Genomic DNA, 17,068 nt, shown 5'->3' on the forward strand with positions numbered 1-17,068 from the left:
ACCCGCCCGTCCCGGCCGTCGTCTCGTCCTGCGGGAGGGACGACATGGACCGCAGGGGCACGGGCACGGACAGGGACGTCGACCGGGGGCACGGGCCGCGCGACGGCCGCGGCATCGGCCGGCGCAGGGTCATCACCGCAGGCGCGGCACTGGCGTTGGGCGCCGGGGCGAGCGCGTGCAGCGCCGGGGCGAGCGGCGACGGCAAGGCGACAGCCACCACGAACACAGCCACGGGCACCGCCACGAGCACGAGCGCCGCCTCGCAGCGCCCGACCGGCCCGGCCTGGAGCGCGTTCGCGAAAGGGCTCGACGGTGAACTCGTCCGCCCCGGCGACGCCGACTGGGCCTCGGCCCGCCAGCTCTACAACACCCGCTTCGACGCCCTGAGGCCTTCGGCGGTCGCCTACCCCGCGCACGAGGACGACGTCCGCACCGTCCTCGACTTCGCGCGCAGGCACAAGACGCCCCTGTCCATACGCAACGGCGGCCACTCGTACGCGGGTTGGTCCTCCGGGGACGGCCGGCTGATCCTCGACGTGTCCCGGCTCGGCTCGGTGCGCGCCGCCGCGGGCTCGGCGACCGTCGGCGCGGGCGCCAAACTCATCGACGTCTACCGGCCGTTGGCCGCCAAGGGCGTGACCGTCCCGGCGGGCTCCTGCCCCTCGGTCGGCGTCTCCGGGCTCACCCTCGGCGGCGGCCACGGCGTCACCTCGCGGGCGTACGGCCTCACCTGCGACAGCCTCACGCAGGCCACCGTCATCACCGCCGACGGCCGCCGCCTCGTCTGCTCCGAGGAGGGGCCCGTCGAAAACACCGACCTCTTCTGGGCGCTGCGCGGCGCGGGCAACGGCAACTTCGGCGTCGTCACCGAGCTCCGCTTCCGTACGCACCCGGCGCCGCAGGGCGTCACCGGCTATCTGACCTGGCCCTGGCGGAAGGCGGCCACGCTGCTCAAGGCCTGGCAGGAGTGGGGTCCGGACCAGCCGGACGAGATCTGGTCGTCCCTGCATCTGGCCGCCGCGCCCGGCGGCGGTCCGACGATCTCGCTCGCGGTGTTCTCGATGGGCACGTACGGCGAGCTGCAGAACGCCGTCGACCGGCTCGCCGACGGCCCCGGAGGCCCCGGCTCCGCCTCCAACGTCTCCCTGAAGCGGCGCTCGTACCTCGACGCGATGGAGGTGTACGCGGGCTGCTCCGGCTTCGGTGACGACGCGCAGTGTCATCTGCCGGGCTCGACCCCCGGCCGGGACTCGGCGGGCGCGCTGGGCCGCGAGACCTACGCGGCGCGCTCCGACTTCTACTCCCGCTCGCTCTCCGACGCGGGGATACGGGCGCTGCTCACCCGCGTCGAGCGGGTCGCGGGCGGCCCCGGCAGCGTGGCCCTCACCGCGCTCGGCGGCGCGATCAACCGGGTCGACCCCACGGCGACGGCCTTCGTCCACCGCCGCCAGCGCGTCCTCGCCCAGTACGTCGGCGCGTGGCGGGCCGGCACCTCGGGCACCGCCGCCCGCGCCTGGCTCGACGGCACGCACGCCGCGATGCGGCCGTACGCCTCCGGAGCGGCGTACCAGAACTACACCGACCCGGCCCTGAAGGACTGGCGCACCGCGTACTACGGCCCGGCGGCCGGACGCCTGAAGAAACTGAAGGGGACGTACGACCCGGAGCGGATGTTCACGTTCCCGCAGGCACTCTGACCGCGCCACGGCAACCGCAGACGGCCGTACGAGCGCAACCACCGCCCGTACGGCCCACCTCGACTGGCCCCCGCCGCGCGGCGGCGATGCCCTGAGGGTCCACCCCGGACCCGAAATCAGGGCAGGACCCCATGACCGGAAAGTCACAAGGCCGAATATCCGTCGTCGGCGCCCTCGCCTCCACCGCGCTGCTCCTGGCCGTGGCCGCGCCCTCGGCCCTGGCCGTCGACAAGCCCACCGAACCGGGCGAGTTGACGCTCATCGACTCGGCGCAGGGCAAGGTCCTCGCCGACAAGGACGGCTACCCGCTCTACCTCCGCGACGCCGACAAGCCGGACACCCCCGACTGCACGGGCGAGTGCGCCGCCAACTGGCCCGCCGCGATCGGCTATCCGACCAAGGCCGCGGGCGTCACCGGGGAGACCGCGCAGACCGAGGCCAACGTCGACGGCACCGACCAGCCCCAGGTCATCTACGAGACGCACCCCCTCTACTACTTCAAGAACGACAAGCCGAACGAGCCCAAGGGCCAGGAGGTCGACGGCTGGAGCCTCATCGGCCCGGACGGCAAGGCCGTGAAGGCCCGCGGCGCGGCGAGCGAGTCCCCCTCCCCGAAGAAGTCCCCCTCGGGCGACGCGTCCAAGTCCCCGTCCAAGTCCCCGTCCGCGTCCCCGGGCACGGGCGACGAGTCCGGCCCGGCGTCCAGGCCCCCGTACGGGGGCAAGTCCCAGGGCTCGGACGAGTCGTCGGCGGAAGCGGACAAGTCCGCGGACGCGGCCCTGCCGCCGGGCTCCGGCGAGTCGGCAGGGTCCGGTCATTCGACTCATTCGACGGGCGCTCAAGAACCCGGCGACACAAAGGAGTCAGCCGGCCCGAAGGACTCGGGCGGTGAGAAGGACTCGGGCGGTAAGAGGGAGTCCGGCGGTACGAAGGAGTCCGGTGCGGCGCGGCCTCCCGGGGCCGCGTCCGACGGGGCCGCCCCGAAGCCGACCCACACCGCCCCCGACGCCGAAACCGAAAACGGAACCGGAACCGGCACCGGCACCAAATCCGAGGCGGGTGAACGCGACCACGGCCGCGACCACGACGGCGGCCGCGACCACGACCACGACGGCAGCGACACGGGCGCGATGAAGGCGACGCCTTCCGGAGCGGCCCGCGGCGGCGCCCAGCACACGGTGCGGAACGCCGCCGCCGAGCACCCGGAGGCGGGCCCGTTGGCCCTCGGCTCCGCGGCGGTCGCGGCCGGCGCGGGCGTACTCGGCATCGCGCTGCTGCGCAGGCGGCACGCGCAGCGGACCGACCGCACAGAGGACGGCCGCAACTGACTCGGCACGGCGGGCCTGGCCATCCGCGCCGTCCACGCCATCCGCGTACCGCGGTCAGGGCCCTGTTCGGCGCCTCGGCGCTCTGCGCCCTGGCCGCGCTGCTCCTGCACCAGTTCCCGTGGCTCGACGGTTCGGTGCGGTCGGCGGTCTCCGCATCGTTCGCCGACCTCGCCGGAACCGGAACCGGAACGGGAATCGGAACCGGAACCGGAACGGGCACCGGAACCCCGCGGCAGGCGGTGCCGGGCGAGCTGTCCGACCCGGCGACCGTGCCGCGCCGCGTACGGGTGCCGGCGATCGGGGTCGACGCGGAGCTGCTGCCGCTCGGCCTGGACGCGCGCGGCGCGATCGAGGTGCCCGCGTTCGAGGACGCGATGAAGGCCGGCTGGTTCACCCCCGGCTCCCGCCCCGGCAAGCCCGGCCCGACGGTCCTGGTCGGCCATCGCGACGCCCCGGCCAAGGCCCCGCGCCGCGGCTACCGCCCCGCCGTCTTCGCCCGCCTGGACCGCCTCGCCCCCGGTGACCGGGTGGAGACGACGAGCGGGGACGGGCGGCGGGTGCGGTTCCGGGTGACGGCCGTGGACACGTACCGGACGACGGCCTTCCCCACCCGCAAGGTCTACGGGCCCGTGCCCGACTCGCAGCTGCGCCTCATCACCTGCGGCGGCGCACTGGACGCGGCCGGCCACTGGGACTCGAACGTGGTCGTCAGCGCGGTCCAGGTCGTCGGCCCGTGAGTTCCGGCCCGCACCCGGCGCGGGCGGACGGCCTCAGGCCGCCAGATCGTTCTCCCCCGAGTCCGTCGAAGGCTCCGTGCGCGGGCCCGGCAGGCCGACCGCGTCCGGTACGACGGGGCCACGGCCGCGCGCCCGTACGAGCCAACTCGCCTTCTGCGTACGGCCGATGGCCTTGGTAAGCGGGGTCAGCAGGGCCATCGCGAGCGGCGCGAGCAGCAGGGTGACGGCGGTGCCGAGGGCGAAGCCGCCGATGACGTCCGTCGGGTAGTGCACGCCCATGTAGACCCGGCAGACCCCTTCGAGCAGGGCGAGGCCGATGCCGATCAGGCCGAGCGTGCGGTGCGCGACGAAGAGGCCGACGCCTAGCGCCATCGCGAGGGTGGCGTGGTCGCTGACGAACGAGAAGTCGGTCTTGCCGTCGACCAGCACCTCAAGCCCGTCGTGGTCGAGGAACGGGCGGCGGCGCTCCACGAACCCCCGGATCGGGATGTTGACGAGGACCGCGAGACCCGCGGCGAGCGGGGCCCAGACGAGGGCGGCGACGGAGCTCTCGGCGTCCGGCCCGCGCCGCACCGTGCGCCAGGCCCAGAGCACGAGCAGGACCATGGCGAGCAGCAGCCCGTACTCCCCGACGAAGCCGACGATGCCGTCGACCCAGGCGGGGGCGTCCTTGGCGACGCCGTTGATCTCGTAGAGCAGACCGACGTCGGGGTTCGACCCTGAGGTCCCTGGTGCAGCCTCTGGTCCAGCCATGGTGCCGTGACCCCTTGTCCTTGTGCCCACGGGCGCGCTCCTGTCGCGTGCCCTGCTCGACCCCCGTGCCTCAGAGCTGGTCAGTGCTGCTGCGGTACTGCGTTGCTGTTCAAGGGAACGACCGGTTCCCCCGTCTACGTTCCACGGTCCACCGAAAGATCACCCAGACGTTATCGAAGAGTGACTCGTCTTCGCTGTTCAGAACGGCCTTCCAGCGCAGGGATCCGGCCACGGCAGCGACTTTCGGCTACGCGTTCGGCTACCCGTTCGGCAACCCCGCGGCGAGCGCCTTCGCACCGTCCTCGGTGACTCGCGTCGCCCCGAAGTAGTCCGGGGTGTCGATCGGCGTGAAGCGGATGACGGCGCCGGTCCGGGGCGCGTCGATCATGTACCCGCCGCCGACATAGATCCCCACGTGCCGGATGGCCCGGGAATTGGTCAGGTCGTCCGAGAAGAACACGAGGTCACCGGGGAGCAGCTCCTCCCGCGAGGGGTGCGGCCCCGCGTTGTACTGATCGTTGGCCACCCGCGGCAGCTCCACGTCCACCGACTTGTACGCGGCCTTGGTGAGCCCCGAACAGTCGAACCGCCCCCCGTCCTCGGGCGTACCGTCCCCGCCCCACAGATAAGGCTCGCCAAGATGCTCCTGCGCGAACGAGATCGCCCCGGCGGCCTGCTGAGAGGGGTCCACTCGGCCTGCGGGCGCGGCGAAGCTCTTCTCCAGGCCGCGGATGATTTTGACGTAATTCTGCGTCTCGCTGATCTGCGGAACGCCCCCGGCCCTTATGACGCGGTAGGCCCCGGCGTTGTAGGCGGCAAGCATGTTGTCCGTCTGATCTCCGGCCACATCGTCGACATAGCCTGCCAGTTCACAGTCGTACGAAGCCGCCGAGGGGATGGCGTCGGCAGGGTCCCAGACGTCCTTGTCACCGTCCTTGTCGCCGTCGACGCCGTGGGTGGCCCAGGTGCTGGGAATGAACTGGGCGATCCCCTGGGCCGCCGCGTGGCTCTCGGCCTTCGAGTTCCAGCCGCTCTCCTGGTACAACTGCGCGGCGAGAAGCGCCGGGTTGATCGCCGGACAGAGGTTGCCCCACTTCTGCACAAGGGGCTGGAACTGCGCCGGCACCGCACCCTTCGCGAGGCCGACCGCTCCTCTGCCGGAGCCGCTCGCCATGCTTCCTGCGGCCATGTACGTGCCGACGACGAGCAGCGCGATGAACGCCATACCGAGGGCGATCGCGGCGACACCTGCGACCCAGAACTTCCGCACCCCTCAACCCTCCCCCATCCAGGCCTGGTTCACGGCTCATTTCGGCTACTCGACGGTGAAGCCGTCGCATCCGATGGTCGCGTATTCCTTGACGCCCTTCGCATGCAGGAAGAGCACGGTCCAGTTCCCGGGATCGTTCCCGATCGGGATGCCGCCACCGGAATCCTTGCCCCGTACGTGCTGGCGAAAGTCATCGGGGTAGGTGAGCTTGACGTCCCCGTTGTCCTTCTGAGCCATCAGATCCACCGGTTTGCTCACGTATCCGAGCGACAGGTTCTGCGCCCTGGTCCCCTCGTACGGCTTGCCAGTGCGGTCGTCGATCTCGTGCGGGGGCTTCACGGCCACCGCCACGCTGTACGGCTTGCCGAGGCTCGGGTCCGCGTACTTCAGCCGGATCGAGATCGTGCCCTTGCCGCCGGTGTACGGTCCGCCGCTCGGGCCGGCGAACGTCACCGAGTACTGGAGGTGTTCATTGGATTCCTCGGCCGGGAGGTTGCACCTGCCCCGCTCCCATTCCGACGTCGGGTCGGCCGTCCAGAAGTCTCGGCTCGGGGCGGTGGCCTCCACGTACTCGGGGACCTTCCCCTTCGACCGGTCGTCCGGTGCGGTGGGCGATTTCGTCGCGCCGCCGGGGTTCGCGCCCTTGTCCTGCTCTCCGTCGTCGCCCGGCAGCAACACCACCGCCGTCGCGGCTGCTACGCCCACGGCGACCGCTGCGGCGACCGCCGTCAGCCGCTTCCTGGGGCGACCGGGAGAAGCACTGACCTGTGTCGGGGTGTAGCCCGCCGGCGCCGCCCCGGCCGTAGCGGTGGGGGTGTAGCCCACGGGCGCGGCCCCGGCCGTGGTGGTCGGGGCGTCGTGGAGCGGCGGGGCCTCGGGCCGGGGAGTCTGCGGCACCGGCTCCACAGGCCCTACCACTCCCGCGTAGAAGGCGTCCTCCACCAACGCCGACCGCACCGCGCACCGCTCCACGACTTCGCCCGGCGTGGGCCTGTCGGCCGGGTCCTTGGCGGCGCACGCATCGATCAGCGACGCCAACTCCGGCTCCACGCCCTCCAGGTCGATCTGCTCGTACACCGTCCGATAGCCCACCGCGGCCGATTCGCCCGAGCCGAACGGCGGTCTGCCCGTAGCCATGTAGGCGAGGGTCGCGCCCAGCGCGAACACATCTGCAGCAGGGCTGACCTGATTGCGCATCAAGACTTCGGGAGCGGTGAACCCAGGCGTGCCGGGCGCGAATCCGGCCTCGGTGAGGGCAGTCTGCTCGACTCCCCTGGCTATCCCGAAGTCGATCAGCTGCGGACCCTGGGTGGACAGGATGACGTTCTGCGGCTTCAGGTCCCGATGGGTGACGCCGTACGCGTGCACGCTGCCGAGGCCTTCGGCGAGCGCCGCGAAGACGCTCCTGCAGGTCTCGGCGGGGAACGCCCCGCGGTCCCGCACCGCCCCACTGAGCGTCGGCCCCGCCACGTACTCCGTGGCCAACCAGAACGGCGCCTCCTCCAAGGACGCGTCGATCAGGTTCGCCGTGTACGCGCTCCGCACCGCTCGGACGGTCTCCGCCTCCCTGCGGAAGCGCGCCAACACCTCGGGGTGGTCGGCGATCTCGTCCTTGATGACCTTGATGGCCACCAGCAGGCCGCCGGGCGAACGGCCGAGGTACACCTGTCCCATGCCGCCCGCACCGAGCCGGGCGAGGAGAGTGTAGGAACCGATCTGTGCGGGGTCCTGAGGCTTGAGAGCGTCCACTCGCCGAACTGTTCCACACCCGGTTCCGCCCGCCCACGCCGGTGGCCGACCTGTGATCAACCCCGGACACGGTCAGGGCCCCGGCTCACGCGCACCCTCCCCTGACGCACCCCCTCACCCCGCCCCCGCCGCATCCTCCGCCGGAGCCGGCACCAGCGCTCCCCGTTCCACGAGGCGGGACACCTCCGGCAGGGCGACCTCCGCGAGCCGGTCGGTCGGGGTGTCCTCGGCCTCGGCGATGCGGGCCAGTTGCTCACCGAGCGTGGACTCGCGCCCGGCGCCGCCGAGGAGGGCGACGGCGAGCGGGGAGATGCGGTCGCTCCAGTTGAGGCCGTCCCCGGGAACCTTGAGCACCTGCTGGGTCAACTCCCAGCCCGCGCCGCCCCGCTGGTCGGCCTGCTGCCACAGGGTCAGCCCCTGGCCGGGCAGGAAGCGGGTCTCGAGCAGGTCGTGCGCGCGCAGCCAGTCCCGCCGCTCGAACCAGCCGGCGACCTGCGCCCCGGTCAACTCGCCCGCCTCCGCCGACATTTCCTCCACCCGTACGACCGACTCCTGGTACCCGGAGCGTCTTACGACGACGGTGCCGATGCCGACGGCCTCCGCCTTCTGCGTCTCGAACCAGCGCAGCCACGCCTCCCGCTGCCCGAGCGCCTCCTCGCCGCCCGCCAGCTCCAGCCAGTGGTCGACGTACGGCACGACCCCGACGACGGACCGCTGCACGATCCACGCGTCGAGTCCGGCGCCGCGCGGGATCCACCCGGCGAGCCGCTCGCGCCAGTCCTCCCCCGCGTGGTGCACCCAGTTCGCGCGGAACTGCAGATACCCGCCCTCGGTGAGCAGTTCCGGCGCGGCGCCCGCGAGTTCGGCGCAGAGCGCGTCACCGGGGCGCCCGGAGTCCCGGTGCACGCTGTGCACGGTGCCGGGCCCGACGGCGTACGGCGGGTTGCTCACCACCAGGTCGAAGCGGCGCCCCGCGACGGGCTGCGCCATGTCGCCCTGCAGGATCTCCCACTCGAGCCCGTTGAGCGCGGCCGTGGTCGCCGCGAACCGGGCGGCGCGCGGCGACAGGTCGGTGGCGGTGACCTGCTCGGCCTGCCCGCTCAGGTGCAGGGCCTGCACACCGCCGCCGGTGCCCAGGTCGAGCGCCGACTTCACCTGGTGCGTGAGCGTGGCCCGGCGCAGCAGCGACGCGTCGAGCCCGATGGGCACGACGGCCTCGGCCCGCCGGTCCTGCGGCGCGGGCCGCAAAAACCTCGGGAAGTCGGAGATCGCCCACCATTTCTCGTACGGATGGAGGTGCACGGCGGCGCGCACGGCGCCCTCGCCCGCGGGCTCGAGCAGGGGCACGACCGCGGGTTCCGCGCGGTCGAGCGGGACCGTGCGCCCGCACATGAAGAGCTGGATGAGGACGGCCAACGGATCGTCCTCGCCGAGCAGTTGCAGGGTGAGCGTGGGGTCGTAGCGGTTGAGGCCCTGTGCGGCCTCGATCCCCACGCGCGCGACGATGGCGTCGCGCGTGTAGCCGTGCGACGTCAACACGTCCCGCAGGGCGGTGACGGCGGAGGGGGCGATCAAGGGCTGCGTGGTCATCATGGTCCGGTTGTCGGCTCGTGTACGCGGCGACTGAACCCTTAGGCCATTGGGTTACCGCCAATGGGCGAACCGGATGAAATCGCCTTGCGGGCCTGCGCGTTGGGGCACTTCCATCCGGTGACCTGGTAATGCGCCGCGATCGATCTTGCGGAACGGCGTCCACACCCGAACCCGGACCCGACTGTCCACACCCTGTGGACAACCACTCCGCCGCTAACCCGCCCGCCCGCGCCGAAGCGACGAACCACCACACACAACTCATTCCGGAACAACGACACTTGCCCCACGTTCCGGCGGACCTTCTCCCATATGCATGCAGTACTTGCACGCACCCTCAGCGGGCCACCGCAAAGAACCGGCCAATCCCACCGGGCCCCAGCCCCCACCAGGGCATACGCGCCGTGACGACCCCCGGCCGTTCATTGCCCGGCGTCACCCCACGTGATACACAGAGTGACGATACGCACTTCTGTTGACCGCCTCGCACGCTCGTGCGGGGCGGTCAACTGCGCCGCGTACAGACTCCGTACGAAGTTCGCACGAAGTCCGCCGACGAATGACTCCAAGTCGACATGCGACAGCGGCATTCTCAGCGAGAATAGGCGTGACCTCTGCACACGGGCAGGGGGTGCAGAACTACCCGATAGGGGCGGTGAGTTACATGCTTCTGGCAGCCGAAAAGGGCGACATCACGACCATCATCGGCGGGATCGCCCCGGACTGGGGGCCCTTCGGAAGCCTGGGCAACGAAGCGCGCGTGATGATCGAGGTCGTGATGGCGATCGCCATCCTCCTCTGTCTCGGGATCGCGATCTGGGGCGCGGCCAAGCAGCGCATCGGCGCCACGGCGCTGCGCGACACCTTCAGCGCCGAGCAGGGCAAGGGCCTGATCATCGCGGGCCTGACGGGAGTCTTCATCATCGGCTCCCTCGGCACGCTCTTCACGATCGTGTACGGGATGGCCGTCTGACCCAGCCACGCACGCTCCGGCCCCGGGCGCTCCCACCGCCCGGCGCCCCGCCCCTGTCCCCCACCCGTCCGTCGTGCCCACCGGCTGAGGTTGCGTCCCCCTGATGTCCAGTCACCACACCGCGCCCGCGCGGAGACCAGCACGGCTACTACCGTCGTACTTCGTGGTCCGGAACAACCTTGAAGGGGCGTACGCGGCATGAGTCTCGACGACGACCACAACGGCCGTCCGGACGACGACGGCTACGGCGGCTCCGGCCACACCCGCACCCGCCTCCCCGACAGCGACGGCGGCGGCTACGGCACGGCCCGCCGCACGGGCCCGCGCTCCCCGCGCAGCCTCGTCACCGTCGTGACGGTCGTCGTCCTGCTCCTCGCGGCGATCGCGTTCGCGAACAGAGGGGGCGGAGGCGGCAGTTCGGACGACGCCTCCGCCGACGGCGCCGACCCGGCAGCGGCCCCGACGTCCCCGTCCGGCCAGAAGCCGGTCACATCGGGGTTCGGGAGGGATCGGGAGGGGGTGCAGAGCGCTGCGGCTAACTATGCGGTGGCGCTGGGGTCTGACGGAATGTACGACGACACCCGTCGCCAAGAGATCACGGAATCCGTCTACGCCCCCGCCGTCGTTGCACAGCGTCGACAGGACATCGACAAGGTCTACTCCGACCCGAAGTTCCTGGCCAGGATCGGCCTGAACGAGGACGGCACGGCTCCTGAAGGCCAGACCTTCGTGACGCGCTCCAACCCCGTCGGCTCCAAAGTCGAGAAGTTCAGCAACAACGCTGCCACTGTCTCCGTCTGGTACTCGGCGCTGTTCGGGCTTGCCGGGGAAGGGTCGAAGAACCCCGTCTCCGAGAGCTGGTACACGAGCACCTTCGAACTCAAGTGGGTCGGCAGCGACTGGAAGGTCACCGACTTCGAGCAGAAGGAGGGCCCCACCCCCGTGGGGCGCGACCAAACTGCCTCCACCGCCAAGGAGATGGCGGACGCGATCAAGCAGTTCGGAGGGTTCACGTATGCCCGGTAAGCGTCGACGTACCCTCGCGCTCGCCACTGCAGTCGGGACCGTGCAGACGGCTGCCTTCATGCTCGCCACACCTGCTGTGGCCGCCCCCGACCCCAAGCCGAGCAACGACCCCTGCGATCTCATCCGCGGCCCCGCCAAGGACTACTGCGAAAACGGCAAATCCTCCGGCACCCCCAAATCCCCCGCCGACGACGCCCTCAACACGCTCGACCCCCTCTCCTCCCTCGCCAAGGGTTGCGCCGACGCCGCGTCCTGGACCGTCGACAAGCTCAGCGCCGCCGTGAAGGACACCGCGAACGTCGACTTCACGAACCCGACGTTCCTGCAGCAGTACGCCGTCGTCTTCGCCGCGTCGACCATCCTCACGCTGCTCCTCTGGCTGCTCGCCGTGGCCAAGCGGGCCGTGCGCGGGGTGCCGTTGGCGACGGCGATCGGCGAGGCCATCGGGTTCCTCTGGCTCACCGTGCTCGCCTCCGCGTTCACGCCACTGATCCTCTACACCGTCGTCTCCGCGACCGACGGCGTCTCAGAGGTGCTCGCGAAGACCACCGGCGGCCAGACCGACGTCTTCTTCGGCTCGTTCTCCGAAGCTCTCAAGAAGGGCGAGGACATCGGCGGCGGACCGATCATGCTGATCGTCGTCTCGCTCGTGTCGATCCTCGCCGCCGGCGTCCTCTGGCTCGAGCTCGTCATCCGCGCCGCCCTGCTCTACGTAGGAGCCCTCCTCGGCACCGTCGTCTACGCGGGACTCGTCGACAAGAACCTCTGGTCCCACGTGCGCCGTTGGGCCGGGATCATGATCGCGGTGATCCTCGTGAAGCCCGTGATCGTCATCGTTCTCGGGCTCGCCGGCGCGCTCTCCGGCGAGAACGGGCCGGACGCGTTCTCCGCCGTCGTATCCGGCCTCGCCATCATCCTGCTCGCCATCTTCGCCTCGGCGATGATCTACCGCTTCGTACCGGGGTTCGGCGACGAGATCGCCGCCGGCCGCAACAACCGCATCATGCAGAGCGCCGAGGGCAAGGCGGCAGCCGTCATCAGCTCGCCCGCCGCCCTCGTCTCGCAGGGCATCAAGACCCACAGCACCCGAGGCCGCGGCGGCGAGGACAGCGGCGGCAGCAGCGGCGGCCGCCCCGCCAACCCGGCCAGCGGAGGCGTCGCCGCACACGCCAACCGCAGCGGATCCGGCGGCGGAACCGCCACCCCCGCACCCCGCAACAGCACCCACAGCTCACGCCCCACGAGCACCAGAGGCACGACCAACCGCACGGGAGGTGAAGGGCGTTGACGACCCAGTCCCACCAGGTCGCGCCCCGCCGCACATATCTGATCGGCCGGGCACGGCCGAACGCGATCGTCGGCAAGAACCGCGAGACCGGCGAGATCGCCCTGATCATTGCCGGAGCCTTCCTCGGCATGATGTGCGGCCTGCTCGTCCCCGTCCTCTCCCTCCGCATCGTGCTGCTCACCGGCTTCCCGATGCTGGCCCTCGCCGCGGTGTACGTCCCGTACAAGGGCCGTACGTTCTACCGCTGGTTCGAGATCAACCGCAGCTACAAGCGCAGCCTCCGCCAGGGCACCGCCTACCGCTCCGCCGCCCCCGAGGCCGGCGTGCGGCTCGACGGCCGCGAGGTCGAGGTCGGCCCGCCGCCCGGCATCGGCCGCATCGCCTGGCTGGCCGCGCCCTTCGGCCCCGACGAGATCGCCGTGCTCCTGCACGCCGACCGCCGCACCGTCACCGCCGCCATCGAGATCGAGGGCCCCGGCGTCGGCCTGCGCGACAGCGAGGACCAGGAGGCCCTCGTCGACCGCTTCGGCACGCTCCTCAAGCACGTCGCGAACGGCGACGGCTTCGTCACCCGCCTCCAGATGCTCGCCCGCACCCTCCCCGCCGACCCCGACGCGCACGCCAAGGACGTCTCGGCCCGCGGCGACGAGAAGGCCCCGGCCTGGCTGCAGAGCTCGTACGACCAACTGCAGTCGATGGTGTCGACCAGCAGCGAGCAGCACCGCGCGTACCTCGTCGCCTGCATGCACTACACCCGCGAACTCGCCGCCGAGGCCCAGGCCGTGGCCCGCGCCGCCCGTCCGCAGGGCGGCCGCCGGCTCGACAAGGACGCGGGCATCGCCGTGGTCATGGCCCGCGAGCTGACCGACATCTGCTCGCGCCTCCAGGAGGCCGACATCCGCGTACGCCAGCCCCTCGGCCAGGGCCGGCTCGCCTCGCTCGTGCACTCCATGTACGACCCGGACCACCCCATCGACCACATCCAGGCCATGACCCAGCGAAACGCCTGGCCGGCCGAACTCGACGCCATGGAGCCCACGTTCCTCCAGGCCAAGACCCGCGAGTCCTCCACCCGCGCCCCCTGGTGCCACTCCACGGCCTGGGTGAAGGAGTGGCCGATGACCCCCGTGGGCGTCAACTTCCTCGCGCCGCTGCTCGTCCACACCCCGGACGTGATCCGCACCGTCGCCGTCACCATGGACCTCGAACCCACCGAGGTCGCCATCGAGCGGATGCTCACCGAGAAGACCAACGACGACGCCGAGGCCAGCCGCCAGGCCAAGATGAACCGCACGGTCGACCCGCGCGACGCCGCCGCCCACTCCCGCCTGGACCAGCGCGGCGAGGACCTCGCAAGCGGCGCGGCCGGCGTCAACCTCGTCGGGTACATCACGGTCTCCGCCCGCACCCCCGAGGCACTCGCCCGCGACAAGCGCACGATCAGGGCCTCGGCGGGCAAGTCGTACCTCAAGCTGGAGTGGTGCGACCGCGAGCACCACCGGGCGTTCGTGAACACGCTGCCGTTCGCCACCGGCATCCGACGCTAACCCTGACCACTCGGGACACAGAAGGCAGAGGCGCCAAGCCCATGCGAGATCCGCTGACCACGCTGACCGACGCCTTCACCTCCTTCCTGTTCGGAAAGGTGGAGACGACCCGCCTCCCGGTGCGCACCTCCACCGGCCAGGCCCAGGCCGTCTACCTGCCGACGGCCGCCCCCGGCCTCGGCGACTCCGGCGTGATCATCGGCCGCGAGGTCTACAGCGGCAAGGGCTACATCTACGACCCGTTCCAGCTGTACGGCCAGCAGCTCCCGGCCCCGCACTGGCTGGTCCTCGGCGAGTCCGGCAACGGCAAGTCCGCCCTGGAGAAGACGTACGTCCTACGGCAGTTGAGGTTCCGGGACCGCCAGGTCGTCGTCCTCGACGCGCAGGGCGAGGACGGCGTCGGCGAGTGGAACCTGATCGCCCAGGAACTCGGCATAACGCCCATCCGCCTGGATCCGACGGTCGCCCTGGACACGGGCATCCGCCTCAACCCCCTCGACCCCTCGATCACCACGACGGGCCAGCTCGCACTGCTCCGCACGATCATCGAGGTGGCGATGGGCCATGGCCTGGACGAACGTTCCGGCTTCGCCCTCAAGGTCGCGCACGCCTACGTCAACGAGACGATCGTCGAGCGCCAGCCCGTCCTCACCGACATCGTCGAGCAACTCCGCCACCCCGAACCGGAGTCGGCGGAGGCGATGAACGTCGCCATAGAGGACGTACGGGCCTGGGGCCTGGACGTCGCCCTCGTCCTGGACCGCCTCGTCGACGGCGACCTGCGCGGCATGTTCGACGGCCCGACGACGGTCGGCATCGACCTCGACGCCCCGCTGATCGTCTTCGACCTCTCCCACATCGACCGCAACTCCATCGCCATGCCGATCCTCATGGCGATCGTCGGCGTGTGGCTGGAGCACACCTGGATCCGCCCGGACCGCAAGAAGCGCATCTTCCTCGTCGAAGAGGCCTGGCACATCATCAACAGCCCCTTCGTCGCCCAACTCTTCCAGCGCCTCCTGAAGTTCGGCCGCCGCCTGGGCCTCTCGTTCGTCGCGGTCGTCCACCACCTCTCCGACGTCGTGGACGGCGCGGCGGCGAAGGAAGCGGCAGCGATCCTCAAGATGGCCTCGACGAGAACGATCTACGCCCAGAAGTCCGACGAGGCCCGCGCCACCGGCCACGTCCTCGGCCTGCCCCGCTGGGCCGTCGAGATCATCCCGACGCTCACCCCGGGCATCGCGGTCTGGGACGTCAACGGCAACGTCCAGGTCGTCAAACACCTCATCACCGAGATGGAACGCCCCCTCGTCTACACCGACCGCGCCATGACCGAGTCCTCCCTCACCGAGGAGGACTCCCTCCTGGCCGCCGCCGAACTCGAAGCCGAAGAACGCGCCGCCCGCATGGAGCGGTACGCGGCCCACGCCGAACTGAACGACCCGGACGCAACGGTGGCCTGACATGCGCGAGCCGCACCACGACCGCCGCCCCGAGGAACGCGCCGGAGGCGGCGGCATCCCCGACGGCCTCCTCGTCGCCCTGCTCGCCTTCCTCCTCGGCCTCACCCTCCTCGTCTGGACGGCGACGGGCCTCTCGGCCCTCTTCACGAAGGGCGCCTGGCCGGCCGAGGTCACCTTCACCCGCACCCCTCTCGCCATACGCCACCTCATCTCCCAGCCCCACGACATCCCCGGCGCCTGGCCCGACTCCCCACCCGAAGCTTTCTCGGGCTACGGCCTCTTCTGGGGCCTGTTCATAGGGCAGTTGATGGTCCTGACGGTCCTGGTGATCTTCGTCATGGGCACGGTGGCGAGGTGGCGAGCGGTACGAAAGTCGGCCTCTGCCGCCACCCCCGCCACCCCCCGGGGCAGGCGCTCCGCAGGGACGGAGCCCACCCCTCCCCCCTCCCCCGCTGTGGGCAGGCGTTCCGCAGGGCGATGGGGGTCCCCCCTGCTCGAGCGAAGCCGAGAGCTTGGGGGAGGGTGGGCACAGCCCCAGGCGCCGGGTGCGGATGAGGAGGGGCCCAGCCCAGTCGACCAAGAAACGGAGCCCGAGCCGACCTCACTCGACAAGGCACCGGTCCCCACCCCCCGTACCCCCCTACGATTCGCCCCCGCGAGAGACCACCACCCCACAGCCGTACAGGCAATCCAGGACTCCGAGGGCCCAGCCCTCATCATCACGTCGAACCCCTCCCTCTGGGAGGAAACAAAAGACGCAAGATCCAAGCTCGGCCCCGTACTCCTCTACGACCCCGGCCACCTCTGCGACACCCCGGCCCGCATGCACTGGTCCCCCGCCACCGGCTGCGAGGACAAGAACACCGCCGCCGCCCGCGCAAGGGCCCTGCTCGCCCCCGTACGCCCCAGCGCCAAGCTGGACGAGGCCACGGCAAGCACCGCCGAGACCCTGCTGCGCAGCTATCTGCACGCGGCCGCGGTCGACGGCCGCCCGTTCAAGCACGTCCACCGCTGGTCCCAGGGCAGCCAGGCCCAGGAGGCCGTACGAGTCCTACGGACCAGCGGCAAGGCGGCCGCCGGCGCGGGCGGCGAGTTGGAGGCGGCCCTCACGGCGTATCCCGAACGCCGGGACATGGCCCAGGAGTTGACCGCACGCGCGCTGTCCGCACTGTTCTCCGTGCACATCCGCGAGGCCTGCAGCCCGAACCGTACGGACACCCTCGCGTTGGATTCCTTCATCGCCGAAGGGGGCACTCTCTACGTGGTGGGTGAGCCCATCGAGGATCCGAAGTCGACGCCGGGGGCCATGCCGCTCCTCACGGCGCTCGCATCAAGCGTGGTCGAGCACGGCCGGCGCATGGCCGCACGGTCATCCTCCGGTCGGCTCGACCCACCACTTTCGCTGATCCTCGACGACGTCGCCGCCGTGGCCCCGCTCCCGCAGCTGCCGGAACTCCTCGCCGGCGGAGCCGAGTCGGGCCTTCCCACCCTCGCTCTGCTCCGTTCCCGCGAACAGGCCCGCGCCCGCTGGCCGCACGACGAGCTCCCGGCTTGAACACATGCCTTTGAAAAGGAACCAGCATTAAGGGTGGTGAACGCAAAAATGCCTCAACCCCCGGACAAAGTCCGGGGGTTGAGGCTAAAAGG

At 71.1% G+C, this 17,068-nt stretch carries 13 protein-coding genes; 9 read left to right on the forward strand and 4 right to left on the reverse strand.

Annotated elements, in window-relative coordinates; translation table 11 throughout:
- The first annotated feature begins 113 nt into the window (after window positions 1–113).
- From QIS96_RS27010 to QIS96_RS27020, 3 genes are all read left to right on the forward strand, one after another.
- Entirely contained in the window at window positions 114–1,697 is a 1,584-nt protein-coding gene (locus QIS96_RS27010; RefSeq protein ID WP_408907263.1) for an FAD-binding oxidoreductase, read from the forward strand.
- A gap of 131 nt (window positions 1,698–1,828) precedes the next feature.
- Window positions 1,829–3,025 carry a COG4315 family predicted lipoprotein gene (locus tag QIS96_RS27015; RefSeq protein WP_282545363.1) on the forward strand — a complete coding sequence of 399 codons (1,197 nt, stop codon included), beginning with the start codon at window positions 1,829–1,831 and terminating at the stop codon, window positions 3,023–3,025.
- 134 nt (window positions 3,026–3,159) lie between these two features.
- On the forward strand, window positions 3,160–3,762 hold the full coding sequence (locus tag QIS96_RS27020) for a sortase domain-containing protein (RefSeq protein ID WP_282545364.1): 603 nt from the start codon (window positions 3,160–3,162) through the stop codon (window positions 3,760–3,762).
- 33 nt (window positions 3,763–3,795) lie between these two features.
- Here QIS96_RS27020 and QIS96_RS27025 read toward each other — a convergent pair whose 3' ends face one another.
- The 4 genes from QIS96_RS27025 to QIS96_RS27040 form a co-directional block, all read right to left on the reverse strand.
- Window positions 3,796–4,515: a phosphatase PAP2 family protein gene (locus QIS96_RS27025; RefSeq protein WP_282545365.1), complete on the reverse strand. Its 720-nt coding sequence runs from the start codon at window positions 4,513–4,515 to the stop codon at window positions 3,796–3,798.
- A gap of 259 nt (window positions 4,516–4,774) precedes the next feature.
- The gene (locus QIS96_RS27030) at window positions 4,775–5,740 is read right to left on the reverse strand and encodes a C40 family peptidase (RefSeq protein ID WP_282545377.1); all 966 of its coding nucleotides are present in this window, start codon (window positions 5,738–5,740) and stop codon (window positions 4,775–4,777) included.
- A gap of 90 nt (window positions 5,741–5,830) precedes the next feature.
- Entirely contained in the window at window positions 5,831–7,534 is a 1,704-nt protein-coding gene (locus QIS96_RS27035) for a serine/threonine protein kinase (RefSeq protein ID WP_282545366.1), read from the reverse strand.
- Window positions 7,535–7,648: 114 nt separating this feature from the next.
- On the reverse strand, window positions 7,649–9,127 hold the full coding sequence (locus QIS96_RS27040) for a DUF7782 domain-containing protein (RefSeq protein ID WP_282545367.1): 1,479 nt from the start codon (window positions 9,125–9,127) through the stop codon (window positions 7,649–7,651).
- A gap of 661 nt (window positions 9,128–9,788) precedes the next feature.
- Here QIS96_RS27040 and QIS96_RS27045 point away from each other — a divergent pair.
- The 6 genes from QIS96_RS27045 to QIS96_RS27070 all read left to right on the forward strand — a co-directional run bounded on the left by QIS96_RS27045 (window position 9,789) and on the right by QIS96_RS27070 (window position 16,976).
- A complete protein-coding gene (locus QIS96_RS27045) occupies window positions 9,789–10,097 on the forward strand; it encodes a hypothetical protein (protein WP_055700904.1) in 309 nt (102 codons plus the stop codon).
- A 198-nt stretch (window positions 10,098–10,295) separates the two neighbouring features.
- The gene (locus QIS96_RS27050; protein WP_282545368.1) at window positions 10,296–11,123 is read left to right on the forward strand and encodes a hypothetical protein; all 828 of its coding nucleotides are present in this window, start codon (window positions 10,296–10,298) and stop codon (window positions 11,121–11,123) included.
- A complete protein-coding gene (locus QIS96_RS27055) occupies window positions 11,113–12,411 on the forward strand; it encodes a hypothetical protein (protein WP_282545369.1) in 1,299 nt (432 codons plus the stop codon). Before QIS96_RS27050 ends, QIS96_RS27055 begins: the two co-directional genes overlap by 11 nt.
- Entirely contained in the window at window positions 12,408–13,958 is a 1,551-nt protein-coding gene (locus tag QIS96_RS27060; RefSeq protein ID WP_282545370.1) for an SCO6880 family protein, read from the forward strand. The genes QIS96_RS27055 and QIS96_RS27060 overlap by 4 nt, the downstream gene beginning before the upstream one ends.
- Window positions 13,959–13,999: 41 nt before the next feature.
- On the forward strand, window positions 14,000–15,421 hold the full coding sequence (locus QIS96_RS27065) for an ATP-binding protein (protein WP_282545371.1): 1,422 nt from the start codon (window positions 14,000–14,002) through the stop codon (window positions 15,419–15,421).
- Window position 15,422: 1 nt separating this feature from the next.
- Complete coding sequence (locus QIS96_RS27070) at window positions 15,423–16,976, forward strand: P-loop NTPase family protein (protein WP_282545372.1); 1,554 nt, start codon at window positions 15,423–15,425, stop codon at window positions 16,974–16,976.
- Window positions 16,977–17,068: the final 92 nt, after the last annotated feature.

The sequence above is a fragment of the Streptomyces cavernicola genome, from assembly GCF_029968035.1.
Taxonomy (GTDB): domain Bacteria; phylum Actinomycetota; class Actinomycetes; order Streptomycetales; family Streptomycetaceae; genus Streptomyces; species Streptomyces cavernicola.

Bases quoted from the DNA above. Each gene is read 5' to 3' on its own strand.
- QIS96_RS27065 (WP_282545371.1), top strand. From the start codon at position 14,000: ATGCGAGATCCGCTGACCACGCTGACCGACGCCTTCACCTCCTTCCTG.
- QIS96_RS27040 (WP_282545367.1), bottom strand. From the start codon at position 9,127: ATGATGACCACGCAGCCCTTGATCGCCCCCTCCGCCGTCACCGCCCTG.
- QIS96_RS27050 (WP_282545368.1), top strand. From the start codon at position 10,296: ATGAGTCTCGACGACGACCACAACGGCCGTCCGGACGACGACGGCTAC.
- QIS96_RS27030 (WP_282545377.1), bottom strand. From the start codon at position 5,740: ATGGCGTTCATCGCGCTGCTCGTCGTCGGCACGTACATGGCCGCAGGA.
- QIS96_RS27070 (WP_282545372.1), top strand. From the start codon at position 15,423: ATGCGCGAGCCGCACCACGACCGCCGCCCCGAGGAACGCGCCGGAGGC.
- QIS96_RS27025 (WP_282545365.1), bottom strand. From the start codon at position 4,515: ATGGCTGGACCAGAGGCTGCACCAGGGACCTCAGGGTCGAACCCCGAC.
- QIS96_RS27055 (WP_282545369.1), top strand. From the start codon at position 11,113: ATGCCCGGTAAGCGTCGACGTACCCTCGCGCTCGCCACTGCAGTCGGG.
- QIS96_RS27015 (WP_282545363.1), top strand. From the start codon at position 1,829: ATGACCGGAAAGTCACAAGGCCGAATATCCGTCGTCGGCGCCCTCGCC.
- QIS96_RS27045 (WP_055700904.1), top strand. From the start codon at position 9,789: ATGCTTCTGGCAGCCGAAAAGGGCGACATCACGACCATCATCGGCGGG.